This is a genomic window from Mycobacterium paraseoulense (assembly GCF_010731655.1).
GTDB lineage: Bacteria > Actinomycetota > Actinomycetes > Mycobacteriales > Mycobacteriaceae > Mycobacterium > Mycobacterium paraseoulense.
This window is the reverse complement of the sequence record NZ_AP022619.1, coordinates 5,892,738-5,909,827: the sequence shown is the minus strand read 5'-3', so window position 1 is coordinate 5,909,827 and position 17,090 is coordinate 5,892,738. Positions and strand designations below refer to the sequence as shown.

At 70.6% G+C, this 17,090-nt stretch carries 16 protein-coding genes; 4 read left to right on the top strand and 12 right to left on the bottom strand.

Going from position 1 to position 17,090, the window contains the following annotated elements; all coding sequences use genetic code 11:
- Positions 1 to 36 precede the first annotated feature (36 nt).
- The 3 genes from G6N51_RS27785 to rimP form a co-directional block, all read right to left on the bottom strand.
- On the bottom strand, positions 37 to 285 hold the full coding sequence (locus G6N51_RS27785) for a YlxR family protein (protein WP_308205336.1): 249 nt from the start codon (positions 283 to 285) through the stop codon (positions 37 to 39).
- Positions 286 to 482: 197 nt separating this feature from the next.
- Positions 483 to 1,538 carry a transcription termination factor NusA gene (gene nusA / locus G6N51_RS27780; RefSeq protein ID WP_083173946.1) on the bottom strand — a complete coding sequence of 352 codons (1,056 nt, stop codon included), beginning with the start codon at positions 1,536 to 1,538 and terminating at the stop codon, positions 483 to 485.
- A gap of 130 nt (positions 1,539 to 1,668) precedes the next feature.
- Positions 1,669 to 2,196 (bottom strand): ribosome maturation factor RimP, encoded by a 528-nt coding sequence (gene rimP / locus G6N51_RS27775; protein ID WP_083173947.1) that lies wholly within the window; start codon positions 2,194 to 2,196, stop codon positions 1,669 to 1,671.
- A gap of 205 nt (positions 2,197 to 2,401) precedes the next feature.
- Between rimP and G6N51_RS27770 the strand changes: the two genes are divergently transcribed.
- Positions 2,402 to 2,938, top strand: a complete 537-nt coding sequence (locus G6N51_RS27770) for a hypothetical protein (RefSeq protein ID WP_083173961.1) — start codon at positions 2,402 to 2,404, stop codon at positions 2,936 to 2,938.
- Positions 2,935 to 3,381 carry a ferritin-like domain-containing protein gene (locus G6N51_RS27765; RefSeq protein ID WP_083173948.1) on the top strand — a complete coding sequence of 149 codons (447 nt, stop codon included), beginning with the start codon at positions 2,935 to 2,937 and terminating at the stop codon, positions 3,379 to 3,381. The genes G6N51_RS27770 and G6N51_RS27765 overlap by 4 nt, the downstream gene beginning before the upstream one ends.
- A 19-nt stretch (positions 3,382 to 3,400) precedes the next feature.
- Here G6N51_RS27765 and G6N51_RS27760 read toward each other — a convergent pair whose 3' ends face one another.
- The 8 genes from G6N51_RS27760 to mqo all read right to left on the bottom strand — a co-directional run bounded on the left by G6N51_RS27760 (position 3,401) and on the right by mqo (position 14,054).
- Entirely contained in the window at positions 3,401 to 5,158 is a 1,758-nt protein-coding gene (locus tag G6N51_RS27760) for a proline--tRNA ligase (protein ID WP_083173949.1), read from the bottom strand.
- 138 nt (positions 5,159 to 5,296) lie between these two features.
- A complete protein-coding gene (locus tag G6N51_RS27755; protein WP_083173950.1) occupies positions 5,297 to 6,889 on the bottom strand; it encodes an MFS transporter in 1,593 nt (530 codons plus the stop codon).
- Between the two features lie 33 nt (positions 6,890 to 6,922).
- Positions 6,923 to 8,125: a uroporphyrinogen-III C-methyltransferase gene (gene cobA, locus G6N51_RS27750; protein ID WP_083173951.1), complete on the bottom strand. Its 1,203-nt coding sequence runs from the start codon at positions 8,123 to 8,125 to the stop codon at positions 6,923 to 6,925.
- 13 nt (positions 8,126 to 8,138) lie between these two features.
- Complete coding sequence (locus tag G6N51_RS27745; RefSeq protein ID WP_163750850.1) at positions 8,139 to 9,518, bottom strand: cobyrinate a,c-diamide synthase; 1,380 nt, start codon at positions 9,516 to 9,518, stop codon at positions 8,139 to 8,141.
- Positions 9,515 to 10,129, bottom strand: coding sequence for a cob(I)yrinic acid a,c-diamide adenosyltransferase (gene cobO / locus G6N51_RS27740; protein ID WP_083172944.1), 615 nt, complete (start codon positions 10,127 to 10,129; stop codon positions 9,515 to 9,517). The genes G6N51_RS27745 and cobO overlap by 4 nt, the downstream gene beginning before the upstream one ends.
- A 15-nt stretch (positions 10,130 to 10,144) precedes the next feature.
- Positions 10,145 to 12,034 carry a VWA domain-containing protein gene (locus G6N51_RS27735; protein WP_083172943.1) on the bottom strand — a complete coding sequence of 630 codons (1,890 nt, stop codon included), beginning with the start codon at positions 12,032 to 12,034 and terminating at the stop codon, positions 10,145 to 10,147.
- Entirely contained in the window at positions 12,031 to 12,555 is a 525-nt protein-coding gene (locus G6N51_RS27730) for a GNAT family N-acetyltransferase (RefSeq protein WP_083172942.1), read from the bottom strand. The genes G6N51_RS27735 and G6N51_RS27730 overlap by 4 nt, the downstream gene beginning before the upstream one ends.
- A complete protein-coding gene (gene mqo / locus G6N51_RS27725) occupies positions 12,552 to 14,054 on the bottom strand; it encodes a malate dehydrogenase (quinone) (RefSeq protein ID WP_083172941.1) in 1,503 nt (500 codons plus the stop codon). Before mqo ends, G6N51_RS27730 begins: the two co-directional genes overlap by 4 nt.
- A gap of 111 nt (positions 14,055 to 14,165) precedes the next feature.
- Between mqo and G6N51_RS27720 the strand changes: the two genes are divergently transcribed.
- Both G6N51_RS27720 and mtr read left to right on the top strand, forming a co-directional pair.
- A complete protein-coding gene (locus tag G6N51_RS27720) occupies positions 14,166 to 15,182 on the top strand; it encodes an alpha/beta hydrolase (RefSeq protein ID WP_083172940.1) in 1,017 nt (338 codons plus the stop codon).
- A 4-nt stretch (positions 15,183 to 15,186) separates the two neighbouring features.
- Positions 15,187 to 16,566: a mycothione reductase gene (gene mtr / locus G6N51_RS27715; protein WP_083172939.1), complete on the top strand. Its 1,380-nt coding sequence runs from the start codon at positions 15,187 to 15,189 to the stop codon at positions 16,564 to 16,566.
- A 1-nt stretch (position 16,567) separates the two neighbouring features.
- Here mtr and G6N51_RS27710 read toward each other — a convergent pair whose 3' ends face one another.
- Positions 16,568 to 17,059 carry a Fur family transcriptional regulator gene (locus G6N51_RS27710; protein ID WP_083172953.1) on the bottom strand — a complete coding sequence of 164 codons (492 nt, stop codon included), beginning with the start codon at positions 17,057 to 17,059 and terminating at the stop codon, positions 16,568 to 16,570.
- Positions 17,060 to 17,090: the final 31 nt, after the last annotated feature.

The following is a 17,090-nucleotide window of genomic DNA, read 5'->3' as shown; positions in this document are numbered from 1 at the left end:
GTGGGGCCGCGCCTCGGGTTTAGCTATGACGCATGGTCATCGGGACTTCACGGTGTGCTCATGTTCTTTGCTGCCTCTTCTGTTGCCGGGCGGGTCGAGCGCTTCCACGTACTCGACCAGCGCGGATGTGTCCGGTGGACGGTCGATGCGCAGCGCTCTGGTGAAAGCCCGCCGCCGAATCGCCTGTTGCACGCATTGCGGTACGGGGTGCACCCACGCACCCCGCCCCGGCAGGCTGGTCCCGGTGTCAACGATCACGGCAAGTTCGCCGTTCCCGTCCGACACAGCCACGACGCGAAGCAGTTCGACGGCCAGCTCTCGCTTCCGGCACCCGACGCACGTGCGGACTGGTCCGTCTACACGTCTATGCGCCGAGACCGAAGGCTCACGCTGGATCACGGCTCAGTCTAGCGTCACTTATCCGATGGTCAGAACCGCCCGAGGGTCCGGCCGCTCTCCGCGACCCGCGCGGGTTTGCCACGTCAGCGGTCGTGCGCCATCCCGTGGGTGGCCCCGTGTTCGGGGTGGCCGGCCGAATGCGCATCGGATCCGCCTGGCGTGTCGCCGCGGATGTCGATGCGCCACCCGGTGAGCCGGGCGGCCAGCCGAGCGTTCTGGCCCTCCTTGCCGATGGCCAGCGACAGCTGGAAGTCGGGCACCACCACGCGGGCGGCGCGGGCGTTCTGGTCGATGATCGACACGGACACCACCTTGGCCGGCGACAACGCGTTGGCGACGAAGCGGGACGGGTCTTCGTCGTAGTCGATGATGTCGATCTTCTCGCCGGACAGCTCGCTCATCACGTTGCGGACCCGCTGGCCCATGGGGCCGATGCAGGCCCCTTTCGCGTTCAGGCCGGGGACGTTGGACTTCACCGCGATCTTGGAGCGATGGCCGGCCTCCCGCGCCACCGCAACGATTTCGACCGAACCGTCGGCGATCTCGGGGACCTCCAGGGAGAACAACTTGCGCACCAGGTTGGGATGCGTCCGCGACAGCGTGATCAGCGGCTCCCGCGTGCCGCGGGTCACCCCGATCACGTAGCAACGCACCCGGTTGCCGTGCTCGTAGCTTTCGCCGGGGACCTGTTCGGCCGCGGGGATCACGCCCTCCGAGGCTTTGGTCTCGGTCCCCATCCGGACCACCACCAGGCCGCGGGCGTTGGCGCGGCTGTCCCGCTGAATGACGCCCGCGACGATCTCGCCCTCGCGGGTGGAGAACTCGCCGTAGGTGCGCTCGTTCTCCGCGTCGCGGAACCGCTGCAGCATTACCTGGCGGGCGGTGGTGGCGGCGATGCGGCCGAAACCCTCGGGCGTGTCGTCCCATTCGCTGATCACGTTGCCGTCGTCGTCCGTCTCACGGGCGACGACGCGAACGACGCCGGTCTTGCGGTCGATCTCGATTCGCGCGTCGTTCTGGTGGCCCTCGGTGTGCCGGTAGGCGGTCAGCAGCGCCGATTTGATTGTCTCGAGCAGCTCGCTGACCGAGATGCCCCGGTCCACCTCGATGGCGTGCAGCGCGGCCATGTCGATGTTCATCAGCGCCGCTCCTCTCCCCCGCAAGCGGGTGGGGGTACCTCCCACTTGTGGGGGCGTGCCCCCACATCGCTACGTCCCCCTCGCCGCTTCGCGGCCGGGGGCGCCCCCACTGCATCGTCGCTGGCGCGGTTCATGCTCCGGCCTCCGTCCTGTCGGCCTGGCCCGCCAGGTCCAACTCCGCTTGCGCTGGGGGCGAAAACTCCACCTGAACAACGGCTTTGGCGATATCGGCGAGCGGGATGTCGCGCAGCCGATAGTCGCGGCCCTCGCGGACCACCAGCGCGACGGCGCCGCCGCGCGTCTCGCCGACCCGGCCGGTCAGCCGAGAACCATCCGCGAGGACGACGTCGACCTTGCGGCCGCGGGCGCGGCGGAAATGCTTTTCACTGGCCAGCGGGCGGTCCACCCCCGGCGAGCTCACCTCGAGCACGTAGCGGTCTGCGACGTCGTCGAGGCCGTCCAGCAAAGCGGACGCCGAGCGCGACAGCGTCGCGATGGTGTCCAGGTCGAGGGCTTTGTCACCGTCGGCGATCACCATGATCCGCGGCGGGCGCGTCCGCGCGTCGATGACCACGTCTTCGATCTCGTATCCAGCGCGCGCGAACTCATCACCGAGTAGCTCGATCACCTGCGTCTGCGAAGGTAGCCCGGTGGTCACGGCGAGCTCCTCATCTTGAGTTGTCCGGTCAGCTGGAGGGCGTCGCCGCCCCCGTTGGCCCGCGGGCGGCTCCAGTGTCCCGGCGGAACGCGAAGGCTGCCGTCCCGCGAGAGCCAGCTATCAACGATACGCCAGGAATCGCGTCTGACGGCGGGATCGCGTCCTGGCTTCGTGCCCACCTTCGCACCGATGGCAGGATGTGTTTGTGTCTAGCGCCGATCCCGTCGTCAACCGGCGGGGTGTGCTTGCCGGCGGCGCGGCTCTGGCTGCGTTCGGGGTCCTCACCTCCGCCTGCGGCGAGTCCCCGCCCAAGCCCCCGGCCGTCGAAGAGCTGCTGGGACCGTTGGACCAGGCCCGCAAGGACAGCGCGCTGGCCGGTGCCGCCGCGGCGGCCGTCGGCAATCCACCGCAGGTCGCCGCCGCGCTGACGGTGGTCGCCAGTCAACGCGCCGCGCATGCCCGCGCCCTGTCCACGGAGATCTCGCGGGCCGCGGGCAAGCTCACCACGTCGTCGACGAGTGAGACGACGACCGTCGGCCCCAGCCCGGCCCAACCGCCCGGGCCGCCGCCTCCCCCGCCGCCGGTGTCCGACGTGATCAACGCACTGCGCGCCTCGGCGGACAGCGCCAGCCGCCTGGTGGCCGGCGAATCGGGCTACCGGGCGGGGTTGCTCGCCTCGATCATCGCGTCCTGCACGGCCTCCTACACGGTCGCGCTGGTACCCGGGGGCCCGTCGATATGAGCTCCGGCAAGGACGCCGACAACGCCGCCCTGTGCGACGCGCTGGCCATCGAACACTCGACGATCTACGGCTACGGCATGGTCTCGGCGCTGTCGCCGCCCAGCGTGAACGGCCTGGTGGTGGAGGCCCTGACCCAGCACCGGCAGCGCCGCGACGACGTGATCGCGATGCTGACCGCCCGCAAGGTCAACGCGCCGGTCGCCGCCGCCGGCTACCAGCTGCCGATCCTGGTGGGCAGCGCGGCGGACGCGGCGCGGCTGGCGGCGCGGATGGAAAACGACGGCGCGTCGGCCTGGCGCGTGGTGATCGAGCATGCCGAGACGGCCGACGACCGCGCGTTCGCCGCGACCGCCCTGACCCAAAGCGCCGTGATGGCCGCCCGGTGGAACCGCGTGCTGGGCGCCTGGCCCATCACCACGAGTTTCCCGGGCGGAAACGACTAGGGCCGCAAGGGTTTTGCGGCTAGCAGGTCAGGGCCGCGGCGACATCGGTGGCCAGCGCCGGCCCGGTGGACAGCTCGCGCGTCTCGCCGCTGAAGCGGTCCCGCAGCTCGACCACGCCGTTGGCCCAGCCGCGCCCCACCACCAGAATCCAGGGCACGCCCAGCAGCTCGGCGTCCTTGAACTTGACCCCCGGCGACGCCTGCCGGTCGTCGAGCAGCACGTCGACCCCCAGCCGGTCCAGGTCGGCGGCCAGCGCGGTGGCCCCGGTGCGGGCGTCCGCGTCCTTGTTGGCGATCACCAGGTGCACGTCGAACGGCGCGATCGCCGACGGCCAGCGCAGCCCCAGCTCGTCGTGGTGCTGCTCGGCGATCACCGCCACCAACCGCGACACCCCGAGGCCGTAGGACCCCATGGTCAGCCGCACCGGCTTACCGTCCTCGCCGAGCACGTCGGCGGCGAACGCGTCGGTGTATTTGCGGCCGAGCTGGAAGATGTGCGCGACCTCGATGCCCCGCGCCGACACCAGCGGCCCGGCGCCGTCCGGGGACGGATCGCCGTCGCGCACCTCGGCGGCCTCGATGGTGCCGTCGGCGGTGAAGTCGCGGCCGGCCACCAGGCCGACGACGTGCCGCCCGGGTTCGTCCGCCCCGGTGATCCAGCTGGTACCGTCCATCACCCGCGGGTCGACGAGGTAGCGAACGCCGTTGTCCCGCAGCGCCTTCGGACCGATGTAGCCCTTCACCAGGAACGGGTACCTGGCGAAGTCGGCGTCGTCGAGCAACGCGTAGTCGGCCGGCTCGAGCGCGGCACCCAGCCTCTTGTCGTCGACCTCGCGGTCGCCGGGCAGCCCGATGGCCAGCAGCTCCCACTCCCCGCCGGGCTGGCGCACCTTGAGCAACACGTTCTTCAGCGTGTCCGCCGCGGTGACGGTGCGACCGAGGTCCGCGGTGTTGGCCCAGTCCACCAAGGCGGCGATGGTCGGGGTGTCACCGGTGTCGTGGACCACCGCCTCGGGCAGCCCGGCGACGACTTCAGCGGACGGCGGCTCCGGGCGGGCGGTGATGACGGCCTCGACGTTGGCCGCGTACCCGGACTCCAGGCAGCGCACGAAGGTGTCCTCCCCGACCGGGCTTTCGGCCAGGAACTCCTCCGACGCGCTGCCGCCCATCGCGCCCGACACCGCGGACACGATCACGTAGCGCACCCGCAGCCGGTTGAAGATGCGCTGGTAGGCCTCCCGATGCGCGTGGTAGGCGGCCTTGAGCCCCGCCTCGTCGATGTCGAAGGAGTAGGAGTCCTTCATCAGGAACTCGCGCACCCGCAGGATCCCGGCCCGCGGCCGCGCCTCGTCGCGGTATTTGTTCTGGATCTGGTAGAGCAACACCGGAAAGTCCTTGTAGGAGCTGTATTCACCCTTCACGGTCAGGGTGAACACCTCCTCGTGCGTGGGCCCCAGCAGGTAGTCGTTGCCGCGGCGGTCCTTGAGCCGGAACACGCCGTCGCCGTATTCGGTCCACCGGTTCGTCGTCTCGTACGGCGCGCGCGGCAGCAACGCCGGGAACAGGATCTCCTGCCCGCCGATCGCGTTCATCTCCTCGCGGACGACGGCTTCGATCTTGCGCAGCACCCGCAGGCCGAGCGGCAGCCAGCTGTACAGCCCGGGCGCCACCGGCCGGATGTAGCCGGCCCGGATGAGCAGCTTGTGGCTCGGCACTTCGGCGTCGGCGGGGTCGTCGCGCAATGTGCGCAAGAACAGCTCGGACATCCGGGTGATCACAGCGGGCCAGCCTAACTGGTCGGGGACGGGCACGGAGCAGCCGAGGACTCATGCGAGGCCCCACCGATGCGATATCGCGGGCGCTATCGAATCCGGCGCAAGGACATTGGAGTTGGCCGCCGTCGGCGACCCCTCGAGCTACAGCTCGCCGGCGTCGATCGCTTCCTTGACCTCTTGCGCGTGGGCCACCTGCGCCGGCGTGTAGCCGATCAGCAGCGCCGCAGCGCCGACGATGACGGCCACCCCGGCCACCCACAGCAGGCCGTAGGTATAGCCCTGGTCGAGTGCGTGCAGCTGGAGGTCGTTCATGTTCTTCACCGGGCCGGTGGTGCCGCCCATGTACAGGGTGCGGGAGGTGATGACGGCCTGGATGACGGCCAGCACCAGCGGGCCGCCGAGGCTCTGCAGCATCAACGCGATCGCCGACACCGGACCGATCTGATCGAAACCGACCCCGGCGATCGCCGACAGCGTCAGCGGGACGACGCAGATGCCGATGCCGATCCCACCGACGATGATGGGCAGCACCAGGTTGGGGAAGTAGGGCACGCCGCGGTGCATGAAAGCCCAGCCGTAGATCATCGCCCAGAACAACAGGATTCCGCCGCCGATGGTCAGCACCCGGGGCGAAAACCGCGACACCAGTTGCGAGGAGACGCCCAGGCCGATTCCCATCGCGATGACGAACGGGATGAAGCCGACGCCCGCGCGCAGCGCGCTGTAGCCCAGGATGTCCTGCACGTACAGGCCGATGCAGACGGTCAGGCTGAACATCAACCCGCCGGCGAGGAAGATCGCGGCGAAGGTGACCAGCCGGTTGCGGTCGCGGAACAGTTCGAAGGGGACGACGGGGTTTTCGGCGGTGCGCTCCACGATGATGAACGCCAGCGCGGCGGCCATCGCCACCGCTCCGGAGCCGATCGTGGTGATCGACACCCAGCCCTTCTCCGGCCCCATCGAGAACGCGAAGACGGCGGCGGTGCAGGCCAGCGTGGCCAGCATGGCGCCGGTCGCGTCGAGCTTCATCCGCTCCCTGTTGGTCTCGCGCAGCGCGGTGCGGGCCAGGTAGATCATCACCAGCCCGATCGGCACGTTCACCAGGAACGCCAGCCGCCAGGACACCTCGGTCAGCGCTCCGCCGACCACGAGGCCCATCACGGAACCGATGGCGGTCATCGCGGCGAACACCGCCGTCGCGAAGTTACGCGCGGGCCCCTTGGGGAAGGTGGTGGCGACCAGCGCCAGGCCCGTCGGGGAGGCGATGGCGGACCCGACGCCCTGCGACAGCCGGGCGATGACCATGGTCACCTCGTCCCACGCGACCGCGCACAGCACCGAGGAGATGGTGAACAGCGCGACGCCGACGATGAAGGTGCGCTTACGCCCGATCGTGTCGCCGAGCCGGCCGCCCAGCAGCATCAGCCCGCCGAAGGTCAGGACGTACGCGGTGATCACCCAGCTGCGGCCGGCGTCGGAGAGGCTCAGCTCGTTCTGGATCCTGGGCAACGCGACGATGGCGACGGTGCTGTCCATCGTCGCCAGCAACTGCATGCCGCCGATGGCGATCACGGCCGCGATGAAGCGACGCGAGGGAAGCCATGCCGGGTAGTACTTGCTGATGCGGGTGGAGGCGGTCTCCGCCGGGCGCGTGGCGCGCGCCGGGGCCGGACGATCGGGGCGCGCGGACGTGAAGTTCCGCACCGCGCGCTCACTGTCGTTGAGAGCCGTCATAAAGGGTTACCTTACAGTAATCTTAAGAACCGTTTAAAGCCCGAAAGCCGCCACCGGCCCGATCACGATGATCGCGGGAGGTCGGATGCCCTCGGCGCGGATCTTTTCCGGCGTGTCGGCGAGGGTGGCCCGCAAAGTCTGCTGCGCAGCGGTAGTGCCGTGCTGCACCACCAGCACCGGCGTATCCGCAGGTCGGCCGCCCCGTATTAGCGCATCGGCGAAAAGCTCGATGCGTTCGACGGCCATCAGCAAAACAAGGGTGCCGGACAACGCGGCCAGCGCATTCCAATTCACTAACGATTCGGGGTGATCCGGCGCCAAGTGGCCGCTGACCACGACGAATTCGTGGTTGACGGCCCGATGCGTGACCGGAACGCCGGCCAGCGCGGGCACCCCTATGGCGCTTGTCACACCCGGCACCACCGTGACCGGGATCCCGGCGTCGGCGCACGCGAGCACTTCCTCGTAGCCGCGGGCGAAGACGAACGGATCCCCGCCCTTGAGGCGGACGACGAACTTGCCGGACCGGGCGCGGTCGATCATGACGTCGTTGATCGCGTCCTGCGCCATGGCCCGCCCGTACGGGATCTTCGCGGCGTCGATGACCTCCACGTGCGGCGGCAGCTCGGCCAGCAGCTCCGGCGGCGCGAGCCGGTCGGCGACCACCACGTCGGCGTGGGCCAGCAGCCGGCGCCCGCGCACCGTGATCAATTCGGGGTCGCCGGGGCCGCCGCCGACGAGCGCGACCCCGCGCACCACGCCGGCGCTGGCGGCGCTGTCCGGGGTGATGAGCCCGGTCTGCAACGCCTCCCGGATGGCCGAGCGGATCGCCGCGGAGCGGCGGTGCTCGCCGCCGGCCAGCACCCCCACCGACAACCCCGCGTAGCTGAAGGACGCCGGTGTCACCGCCGTGCCCTCTACGGCGATGTCCGCGCGCACGCAGAACAGGTGGCGGCGTTCGGCCTCGGCGACCACCGCGGCGTTCACGCCCGCGTCGTCGGTGGCCGCGATCGCGTACCAGGCGCCGTCGAGGTCACCGTCGCGGTATTCCCGCAGGGACAACGTTATTCCGCTCATCGCCTCGACGGCCGGGGTGGCGCTGCGGGAGATGACGTGCACGTCCGCACCGCTCGCGATGAGCAGGGGCAGCCGGCGCTGGGCAACCGTGCCGCCGCCGACCACGACGACCTTCTTGCCGGCCAGCCGCAGTCCGGCGAGGTAAGCGTTCTCGGTCACCGGGCAAGCCTAGTCAACGGGCATGGTGGCGCCGACGCCCCGCGGCGGCATGCGCGACGAACCGCGCCACCGCGGCCGGCGCGGCCGCCGGGTGGGTGTGCAGGTACGAGGCGTGCACCCCGGCGTGCACGACGCCATCCGGCACGGGATCGGCGTTCGCGCTCCGGTACACCCACGCGGGCTGGTAGCCGTCGCTGAAAGTCACCGCGGTCCGGTGGAATTCGTGCCCCACCGCGCGCTGCCCGGCGGAATACAGCGGTGAATCGGCCACCGCGACGGCGTCGCGATAGGCCAGCGTCAGGTGCGGGGTGAACCGTGCCGACCCGGCCAGCACCCCGCACATCGGATAGCCGTCGAGTTCGGTGGCCAGATAGATGAGGCCGGCGCATTCGGCGTGTATCGGCGCGCCGGCGGCGGCCAGCGCGTTGACCTGCCGGCGCACCGTGTCGTTGGCCGAGAGTTCCGCGGTGAACTGTTCGGGGAAGCCGCCGGGCAGCAGCACCGCGTCGGTGCCGTCGGGCAGCGGGTCTGCCAGCGGGTCGAATTCGACCACGTCGGCCCCCGCGGCGCGCAGCAGCTCGGCGTGCTCGGCATAGGCGAAGGTGAACGCCTTGCCCGCCGCCATCGCCACGCAGGCCCGCCCGCCCGGCGTCTCCCCCACCACCGCCGCCGGGTCCCAGGCCGGGCCGGCCCGGCTCGCGGCAACCGCCGCCACGGCCCCCAGGTCGACGTGACGAGCGACCAGATCGGTCATCGCGTCGACTGCGAGCCGCGCCCGCCGCCCGTATTCGATCGCGGTGACCAGGCCCAAATACCTTGTCGGAAGCTCCAATTCGGCGGCACGCGGAATCGCGCCCAGCACCGCGACGCCGGCCTGCTCGCAGGCCTGCCGCAGCACGTGTTCGTGTCGGGGCGAGCCGACGCGGTTGAGGATCACGCCGCGGATCCGCGTCGCGGGGTCGAACGTCGAAAAGCCGTGCAGCAGCGCGGCAACGCTGTGGCTTTGGCCGCGTGCGTCGACGACCAGGACCACCGGGGCATCCAACAGGGCCGCCACGTGGGCGGTGGAGCCTTCGGCGGGCCCGGCCGCGGCGGGCGCGATCCGCCCGTCGAAAAGCCCCATCACCCCTTCGATCACCGCGATGTCCGCCCCGCGGGCGCCGTGGGCGTACAACGGGCCGACGAGATTCTCGCCGACCAGCACCGGGTCGAGGTTGCGGCCCGGACGCCCGGCCGCCAGGCCGTGGTAACCCGGGTCGATGAAGTCGGGGCCGACCTTGAACGGTGCCACCGTATGGCCCGCGCGTCGTAGGGCGCCGATCAAACCCGTTGCGACGGTGGTCTTTCCGCTGCCCGAGGCTGGCGCGGCCACGACGACCGCGGGAACACTCACCACTCGATGCCCTTCTGCCCCTTGCGGCCCGCGTCCATCGGGTGCTTGACCTTGGTCATCTCCGTGACGAGATCGGCGGCCTCGATCAACCGCTGCGGTGCGTCGCGCCCGGTGATCACCACATGCTGGTGGCCGGGCCGGGCCAGCAGGGCGTCCACCACCTCGTCGACGTCCACCCATCCCCATTTCAGCGGGTAGGTGAACTCGTCCAGCACGTAGAAGTCGTGGCGTTGTCCGGCCAGCCGGCGCGAGATCTCCGCCCACCCGTCGGCCGCGGCCGCCGCGTGATCGATCTCGCTGCCCGCCTTGCGCGACCAGGACCAGCCCGCGCCCATCTTGTGCCATTCGACGGGCCCGCCGACGTCGTGCGCGTCGTGGACCCGGCCGAGTTGGGCGAAGGCGGTCTCCTCGCCCACCTTCCATTTGGCGCTCTTGACGAACTGGAACACCGCGACGGAAAGCCCGGCGTTCCAGGCCCGCAACGCCATGCCGAACGCGGCGGTCGACTTTCCCTTGCCGGCGCCGGTGTGTACCGCCAGCACCGGGGTGTTGCGGCGCGCCTTGGTGCTCAGCCCGTCGTCGGGGACCCGCAGCGGTCGGCCTTGTGGCATGAGCGGTTACCTTCCTCAGGCCGCATCGCGCACGGCGCGCGTCAGAGAATCCGCGTGCAACTGCTCCAGGCGCACGGCCGGGGCGCCGAGCTGGCGGGCCAGTTGCTCGGCCAAACCCAGCCGCACATAGGACGTTTCGCAGTCCACGACCACAGCGGCGGCGCCCTCGGCCACCAGCCGGGCGGCCGCGGCCCGGCTGCGGCCCAACGGGTCCGGTCCCGCGGTGGCCCGGCCGTCGGTGAGCACCACCAGCAGCGGGCGCCGGGCCCGGTCGCGCGCCCTCTCCCGAACGATCAGTGCACGCGCGGCGAGCAGGCCCTCGGCGAGCGGAGTCTTACCGCCGGTGTCGAATCCCGCCAGCCGCCGGCCCGCGATGTGCGCCGACGACGTCGGCGGCAGCAACAGCCGCGCCTCGTGCTGGCGGAACGTGATCACGGCGACCTTGTCGCGGCGCTGGTAGGCGTCGCGCAGCAGCGACAGCGTCGCGCCGCTCACCGCGGCCATCCGGTCGCGCGCGGCCATCGAGCCCGACGCGTCCACAACGAAGATGACCAGGTTGCCCTCGCGTCCCTCGCGGATCGCCCGGCGGACGTCGTCCGGCCCCGGCCGCAACGGGCCGGCCACGGCGCGCTCGGCGGCCGACAACAGGGTGGCGAACAGGTGCAGCCCGTGCGCACCGGAACCGCTGTCGTCGCCGCCGGCGGCCGCGATCACGCTGCCGGTGGCATTGCGGGCCCGCGACCGCCGCCCGGGCGCGCCCGCGCCGACCCCGGGCACCGTCAGCGCCTTGGCGCGGAACGTCTTCGACGGCGGCGCGCTCGGTTTCGGCGAAGATCGCGGGCGCGGCGGGTCGTCGCCCATCGCGTTCGGTGGTTGCGGCCTCGATGACGACGATGAACCACTTTGTGGCGCTTGGCCATCGGCGGACTGCCCACCGCCCGGCGGCTCGGGCTCGGGCTCGTGGTCGGGGTCACCGTCACCGTCACCGGCTTGCGCCAGCGCCTCGTCCAGCTGCTCGGGGTCGATGCCCGGGTCGTCGAACGGGTCGCGGCGGCGCCGGTGCGGCAACGCCAGCTCGGCGGCCACCCGGACGTCTTGCTCCCCGACGGACGTGGCCCCGCGCCAGGCGGCGTGCGCGGCGGCGGTGCGGGCCACCACCAGATCGGCCCGCATCCCGTCGACGTCGAACGCCGCGCACACCGCCGCGATGCGCCGCAACTCGTTGTCCGGCAACGCCACGTCACCGACGAGCGCGCGCGCGTCGGCGATCCGCCGGGCCAGTTCGGCCTCGGCGTCGGCGTAGCGCTCGGCGAACGCGTCCGGGTCGGCCTCGTAGGCCATCCGCTGGCGGACCACCTCCACCCGCACGTCGACATCGCGCGACGCGTGCACGTCGACGGTGAGGCCGAACCGGTCCAGCAGTTGCGGGCGCAGTTCGCCCTCCTCCGGATTCATGGTGCCGATCAGCACGAACCGGGCCTCGTGCGAATGCGAGATGCCGTCGCGCTCGATGTGCACCCGGCCCATCGCCGCGGCGTCGAGCAGCACGTCCACCAGGTGGTCGTGCAGCAGGTTGACCTCGTCCACGTAGAGCACGCCGCCGTGCGCGCGGGCCAACAGCCCGGGAGAGAACGCGTGCTCCCCGTCGCGCAGCACCCGCTGCAGGTCCAGCGAGCCGATCACCCGGTCTTCGGTTGCGCCAAGCGGCATTTCGACGAGGCCGGTCCCCTCGCTGCCGTTGGCGGCCGACAGCAACGCCGCCAGCCCGCGCACGGCCGTCGACTTGGCCGTGCCCTTTTCGCCCCGGATGAGCGCGCCCCCGATCTCCGGGCGCACGGCGCACAACAGCAGGGCGAGCCGCAGCTGGTCGTGCCCGACGATCGCGCTGAACGGGTACGGCTTCACGGTAGCTCCGTCAGGCCGGAGCCCGGCCCGCCCGCCGACGATTCAGGCCGGGTATCGGCCTGAGGAGGCGGGCGTGAGGGCTTGAGCATCGGCACGTGGGGAATGCCGTCGTCGACGAAATCCTCACCGGCGCGGACGAAGCCGTGCTGGGCGTACATGTCGGCCAGATAGGTCTGCGCGTCGATGCGGCACGGGTAGTCGCCCACCTCGGCCAGGGCCGCGCGCAGCAGCCGGGTGGTGTGGCCCTGCCCGCGGGCGCTGCGTTTGGTGCACAACCGGCCGAGCCGGAACGTCTTGCGGCCCCCGGCGTGTTCCTCCATCAACCTCAACGTGCAGATCACCTCGCCCTCGGGCGTCTCGAGCCAGAAGTGTCGCGTTTCGGCGAGCAGGTCGCGCCCGTCGAGCTCCGGGTACGGGCAGGCCTGCTCCACCACGAACACCTCCACCCGCAACTTGAGCAGCTCGTAAAGTGTCTGGGCGTCAAGGTCTTTGGCCCAGGACCGACGCAACGCTTCACTCATGACCGCACCCCCGAATCGGACTTCAACCCCAGCACCTGGGTGCCCCAGGACCACACCTCGTCGTACAACGCCGGCTCACGGGCCAGCTCGACCCCCAGCGACGGCACCATCTCCTTGAGGGCGGGCAGCCAGGAACGGTACCGGTCGCCGAAGCACCGCTGAAGCACCTCGAGCATGGCCGGCACCGCCGTCGACGCCCCCGGGGAGCCGCCGAGCAGCCCGGCGATGCTGCCGTCGGCGGCCGCCAGCACGGTGGTGCTGAAGTCCAGCACGCCCCCCCTGCGCCGGTCCCGCCGGATCACCTGCACGCGCTGCCCGGCCACGGTCAGCTCCCAGTCGGAATCAACCGCGCTGGGCGCGAATTCGCGCAACGCGTGGATGCGGTCCGGCTCCGACAGCCGCAGCTGGCCGAGCAGATAGTTGACCAGCCGCAGCTGCGTGAGGCCGGCGCCGAGCATGGACACCGCGTTGTCCGGCTTGACCGAGCGGGGCAGGTCGCTGAGGCGGCCGTATTTGAGGAACTTCGGTGACCAGCCGGCGAACGGCCCGAACACCAGCCACGGCTTGCCGTTGACGAACCGGAGGTCCAGGTGCAGCGCGCCCAGGGGCGGGGCTCCCGGCGCCGGAACCCCGTACACCTTTGCCCGGTGCGCGGCGGTGAGCGCCGGGTTGTCGGTGCGCAGGAACCGGCCGCCGATGGGGAATCCGGCGAAGCCCCTGACCTCTTTGATGCCGGACTTCTGCAGCAATGGCAGCGCGTCACCGCCCGCCCCGACGAAGACGAATTTGGCTTTCAGCCGGTGCTTTTCGCCGGTGCGGCGATTGCGGACCAGCAGCGTCCAGCCGCCGTCGGATCGCCGGGTCAGATCGCGGACCTCGTGGCCGAACAGCGCGGTCGCGCCGCCCCGCACGCAGAAGCCGATGAGCTGGCGGGCCAGCGCACCGAAATCGACGTCGGTGCCGTGGGGGGCCCAGTTGAGCGCGGTCGGTTCGGAGAAGTCGCGCTTGGCGGCCATGAACGGCAGCCGGCGGGCGAACTCGTGCGCGTCGTCGATGAATTCGGTGCCGGCGAACAGCGGGTTACCGGCCAGGGCCCGCTGCCGGCGGCGCAGGAAATCCACGCGCTGCGCGCCGCGCACGAAGCTCACGTGCGGCAGCGCGTTGAGAAAGCCGGTATCGGTCAGGATCCCGTGCTCGACGGCGTAGGCCCAGAATTGCCGGGTCACCTGGAACTGCTCGTTGATGCGGACCGCTTTCGTGATGTCGATCGAGCCGTCGGAGCGTTGCGGCGTGTAGTTGAGCTCACAGAGCGCGGAGTGCCCGGTGCCGGCGTTGTTCCAGGGACTGCTGCTTTCCGCGGCGACGGCGTCCAGCCGCTCGACAACGGTCATGGACCAGTCCGGTTGCAGCCGCCGCAGCAACGCACCCAGCGTGGCGCTCATGATGCCCGCACCCACCAGCACGACGTCCGTCCGTGCGGTTCGGGCTAGCGATGACACCTGCTCCTAGGTCCTTCCCTCGACTGCGCCGGTCCCCAGGCTATCCCGAGGCAAACCGGGCACGAACGGCGTGCGCCTCCCCATGGCCAGCAAAACCTCTAAGCTGGCCTCGTGACTGGCTGGGAGCCCGACGTCCTGCCCGGTTATTGGCAGCGCACCATCCCCCTGGGGCCCGACCCGGTCGGCGAGGGGGAGATCGTCGCGACGCTGATCCGGCGGGGCGAGCCCGCCGGGCCGACCGGCGCGGGCCACGCCGTGCTGGCGGTGCACGGCTACACCGACTACTTCTTCAACACGGCGCTGGCCGATCACTTCGCGGATCGCGGCTTCGCCTTCTACGCGCTGGACCTACAGAAGTGCGGCCGGTCGCGCCGCGACGGTCAGACACCGCACTTCATCACCAGCCTCGACGACTACGACGCCGAACTCGAGCACGCCCTGGCGGGGATCCTCGAGCACGACCGGCCCGCCAGTGTTCTGGTGTACGGCCATTCCTCCGGCGGGCTCGTCGTGTCGCTCTGGCTGGACCGGCTGCGCCGGCGGGATCCCGCGGCCCACGGCGGCGTCGGAGGCTTGGTGCTCAACAGCCCGTTCCTGGACCTGCACGGTCCGGCGGTCCTGCGCCTTCCGGTGACCTCGGCGCTGATCGCCGGCCTGTCCCGGGTGCGGTCCAAGGGGGTGGTCCGCGCGCCCACCGAGGGCGGTTACGGGACCACCCTGCATCGCGACTATCACGGCGAGTTCGACTACGACCTGCAGTGGAAACCGGTGGGCGGCTTCCCCATCACGCTCGGCTGGCTCAACGCCATCCGCCGCGGCCACGCCCGGTTACACCGCGGCCTCGACGTCGGGGTGCCGAACCTGATCCTGCGCTCGGATCACACCGTCCGAGAGACCGGCGACGCGGCGTCCATGCAACGCGGCGACGCGGTTCTCGACGTCACCCAGATCGCCAGGCGGGCCGGCTGCATCGGCAATCGCAGCACCATCGTTCCGATCCGCGACGCCAAACACGATGTATTCCTGTCGCTGCCGGAGCCGCGACAGGCCGCCTATCGTCAGCTGGATCGCTGGCTGGACGACTACCTGCGCTCCGATCGCACCGAGTCATCCTCGAGGAAGGGATGACGGGGTGGAGACATACGACATCGCGATCATCGGAACCGGTTCGGGCAACACGCTTCTCGACGATCGCTTGCTCGGCAAGCGGGCGGCGCTGTGCGAGCAGGGCACGTTCGGCGGCACCTGCCTGAACGTCGGGTGCATCCCGACCAAGATGTTCGTCTACGCCGCCGAGGTCGCCATGACGATCCGCGACGCGGCGCGCTACGGGGTCGACGCGCACGTCGACCGGGTGCGTTGGGACGACATCGTCTCGCGCGTCTTCGGCCGGATCGATCCGATCTCGATGAGCGGCGAAGATTACCGGCGCGCCGCCCCCAACGTCGATTTGTACAGCCGGCACACCCGGTTCGGACCGGTTCAGCCCGACGGTCGCTACCTGTTGCGCACCGACGCCGGTGAGGAATTCACCGCCGACCAGGTGGTGATCGCGGCGGGGTCGCGCCCGGTGATCCCGCCCGCGATCATCGACTGCGGGGTCGGCTACCACACCAGCGACACCATCATGCGCATTCCCGAGCTGCCCGAGCACCTGGTTATCGTTGGAAGTGGTTTCGTGGCAGCCGAATTCGCTCATGTCTTCTCGGCTCTTGGCGTGCGGGTGACGCTGGTGATCCGGGGGGCCACCATGCTGCGGCACTGCGACGACACCATCTGCAAACGCTTCACCCGCATCGCCGCGGCCAAATGGGAATTGCGCACGCACCGCAACGTCGTGGCCGGCACCGACAACGGCTCCGGCGTCTCCCTGCGGCTCGACGACGGATCCACGCTGAACGCCGACCTGCTGCTGGTCGCGACCGGGCGGGTGTCCAACGCCGACCTGCTGGACGCCGAACAGGCCGGTGTCGATCTCGAGAACGGCCGGGTGCTGGTCGACGAATACCAACGGACCTCCGCGCGTGGGGTTTTCGCCCTCGGCGACGTCTCCTCGCCGTACCAGCTCAAGCACGTCGCCAACCACGAGGCGCGCGTCGTGAAGCACAACCTGCACTGCGACTGGGACGACACCGAGTCGATGGTGTTGACCGATCACCGCTACGTGCCCTCGGCGGTGTTCACCGACCCGCAGCTGGCGTCCGTCGGCCTGACCGAAAACCAGGCGATCGCAAAGGGGTTCGACATATCGGTCGCGATACACGACTACGGCGACGTCGCCTACGGTTGGGCGATGGAGGACACCACCGGGATAGTCAAGCTGATCGCCGAGCGGAACACCGGTTGCCTGCTGGGCGCCCACGTCATGGGCCCCCAGGCGTCGTCGATCATCCAGCCGCTGATCCAGGCGATGAGCTTCGGGCTGACCGCCCCGGAGATGGCCCGCGGCCAGTACTGGATTCACCCGGCGCTGCCCGAGGTGGTGGAGAACGCGCTACTGGATCTGCAGTAGGTCAGCGCCCTGAGCGTTTCGGCGGGCGCTTGGCCTCTTGGCATTGCGGACACAGGCCGTGCAGCGTCAGGCCCGCGGCCTCCGACAGCGCGAAGGAACTTCCCGCCATCGCGTGTTCGAGCGCCGAACTGAGCCGCCCGGCCGGCACCTCGATGATCGAGCCGCATTCGGTACACACGGCATGGTGGTGCGGCGCGGTGGCCATCCCGTAGGTGGTGACGCCGCCCTCGAGGGTCAACGGGTGCAACACCCCCTGCCCGACCAGCGTGGTCACCGTGCGATAGATCGTTGCCACGTCGGGAGGGTGGGCGCCGTGCGGCAGGCACGCCCGCACCCGCTTGTGGATCTCGGCCACCGGCAGGTGCCCGTGCACCGGCTCGAGCACCGCCAGCACCTGTATCCGCGACGACATCCGCCGCAGCCCCCGGTCGCGCAGCAGATCGCCGATCCGGGCGGTGACGGACGGGTCCAGCGCCGACGGGTTGGGCGTCACCCGTTCAGTGTCGCGCGCCGTCAGCCGGGCG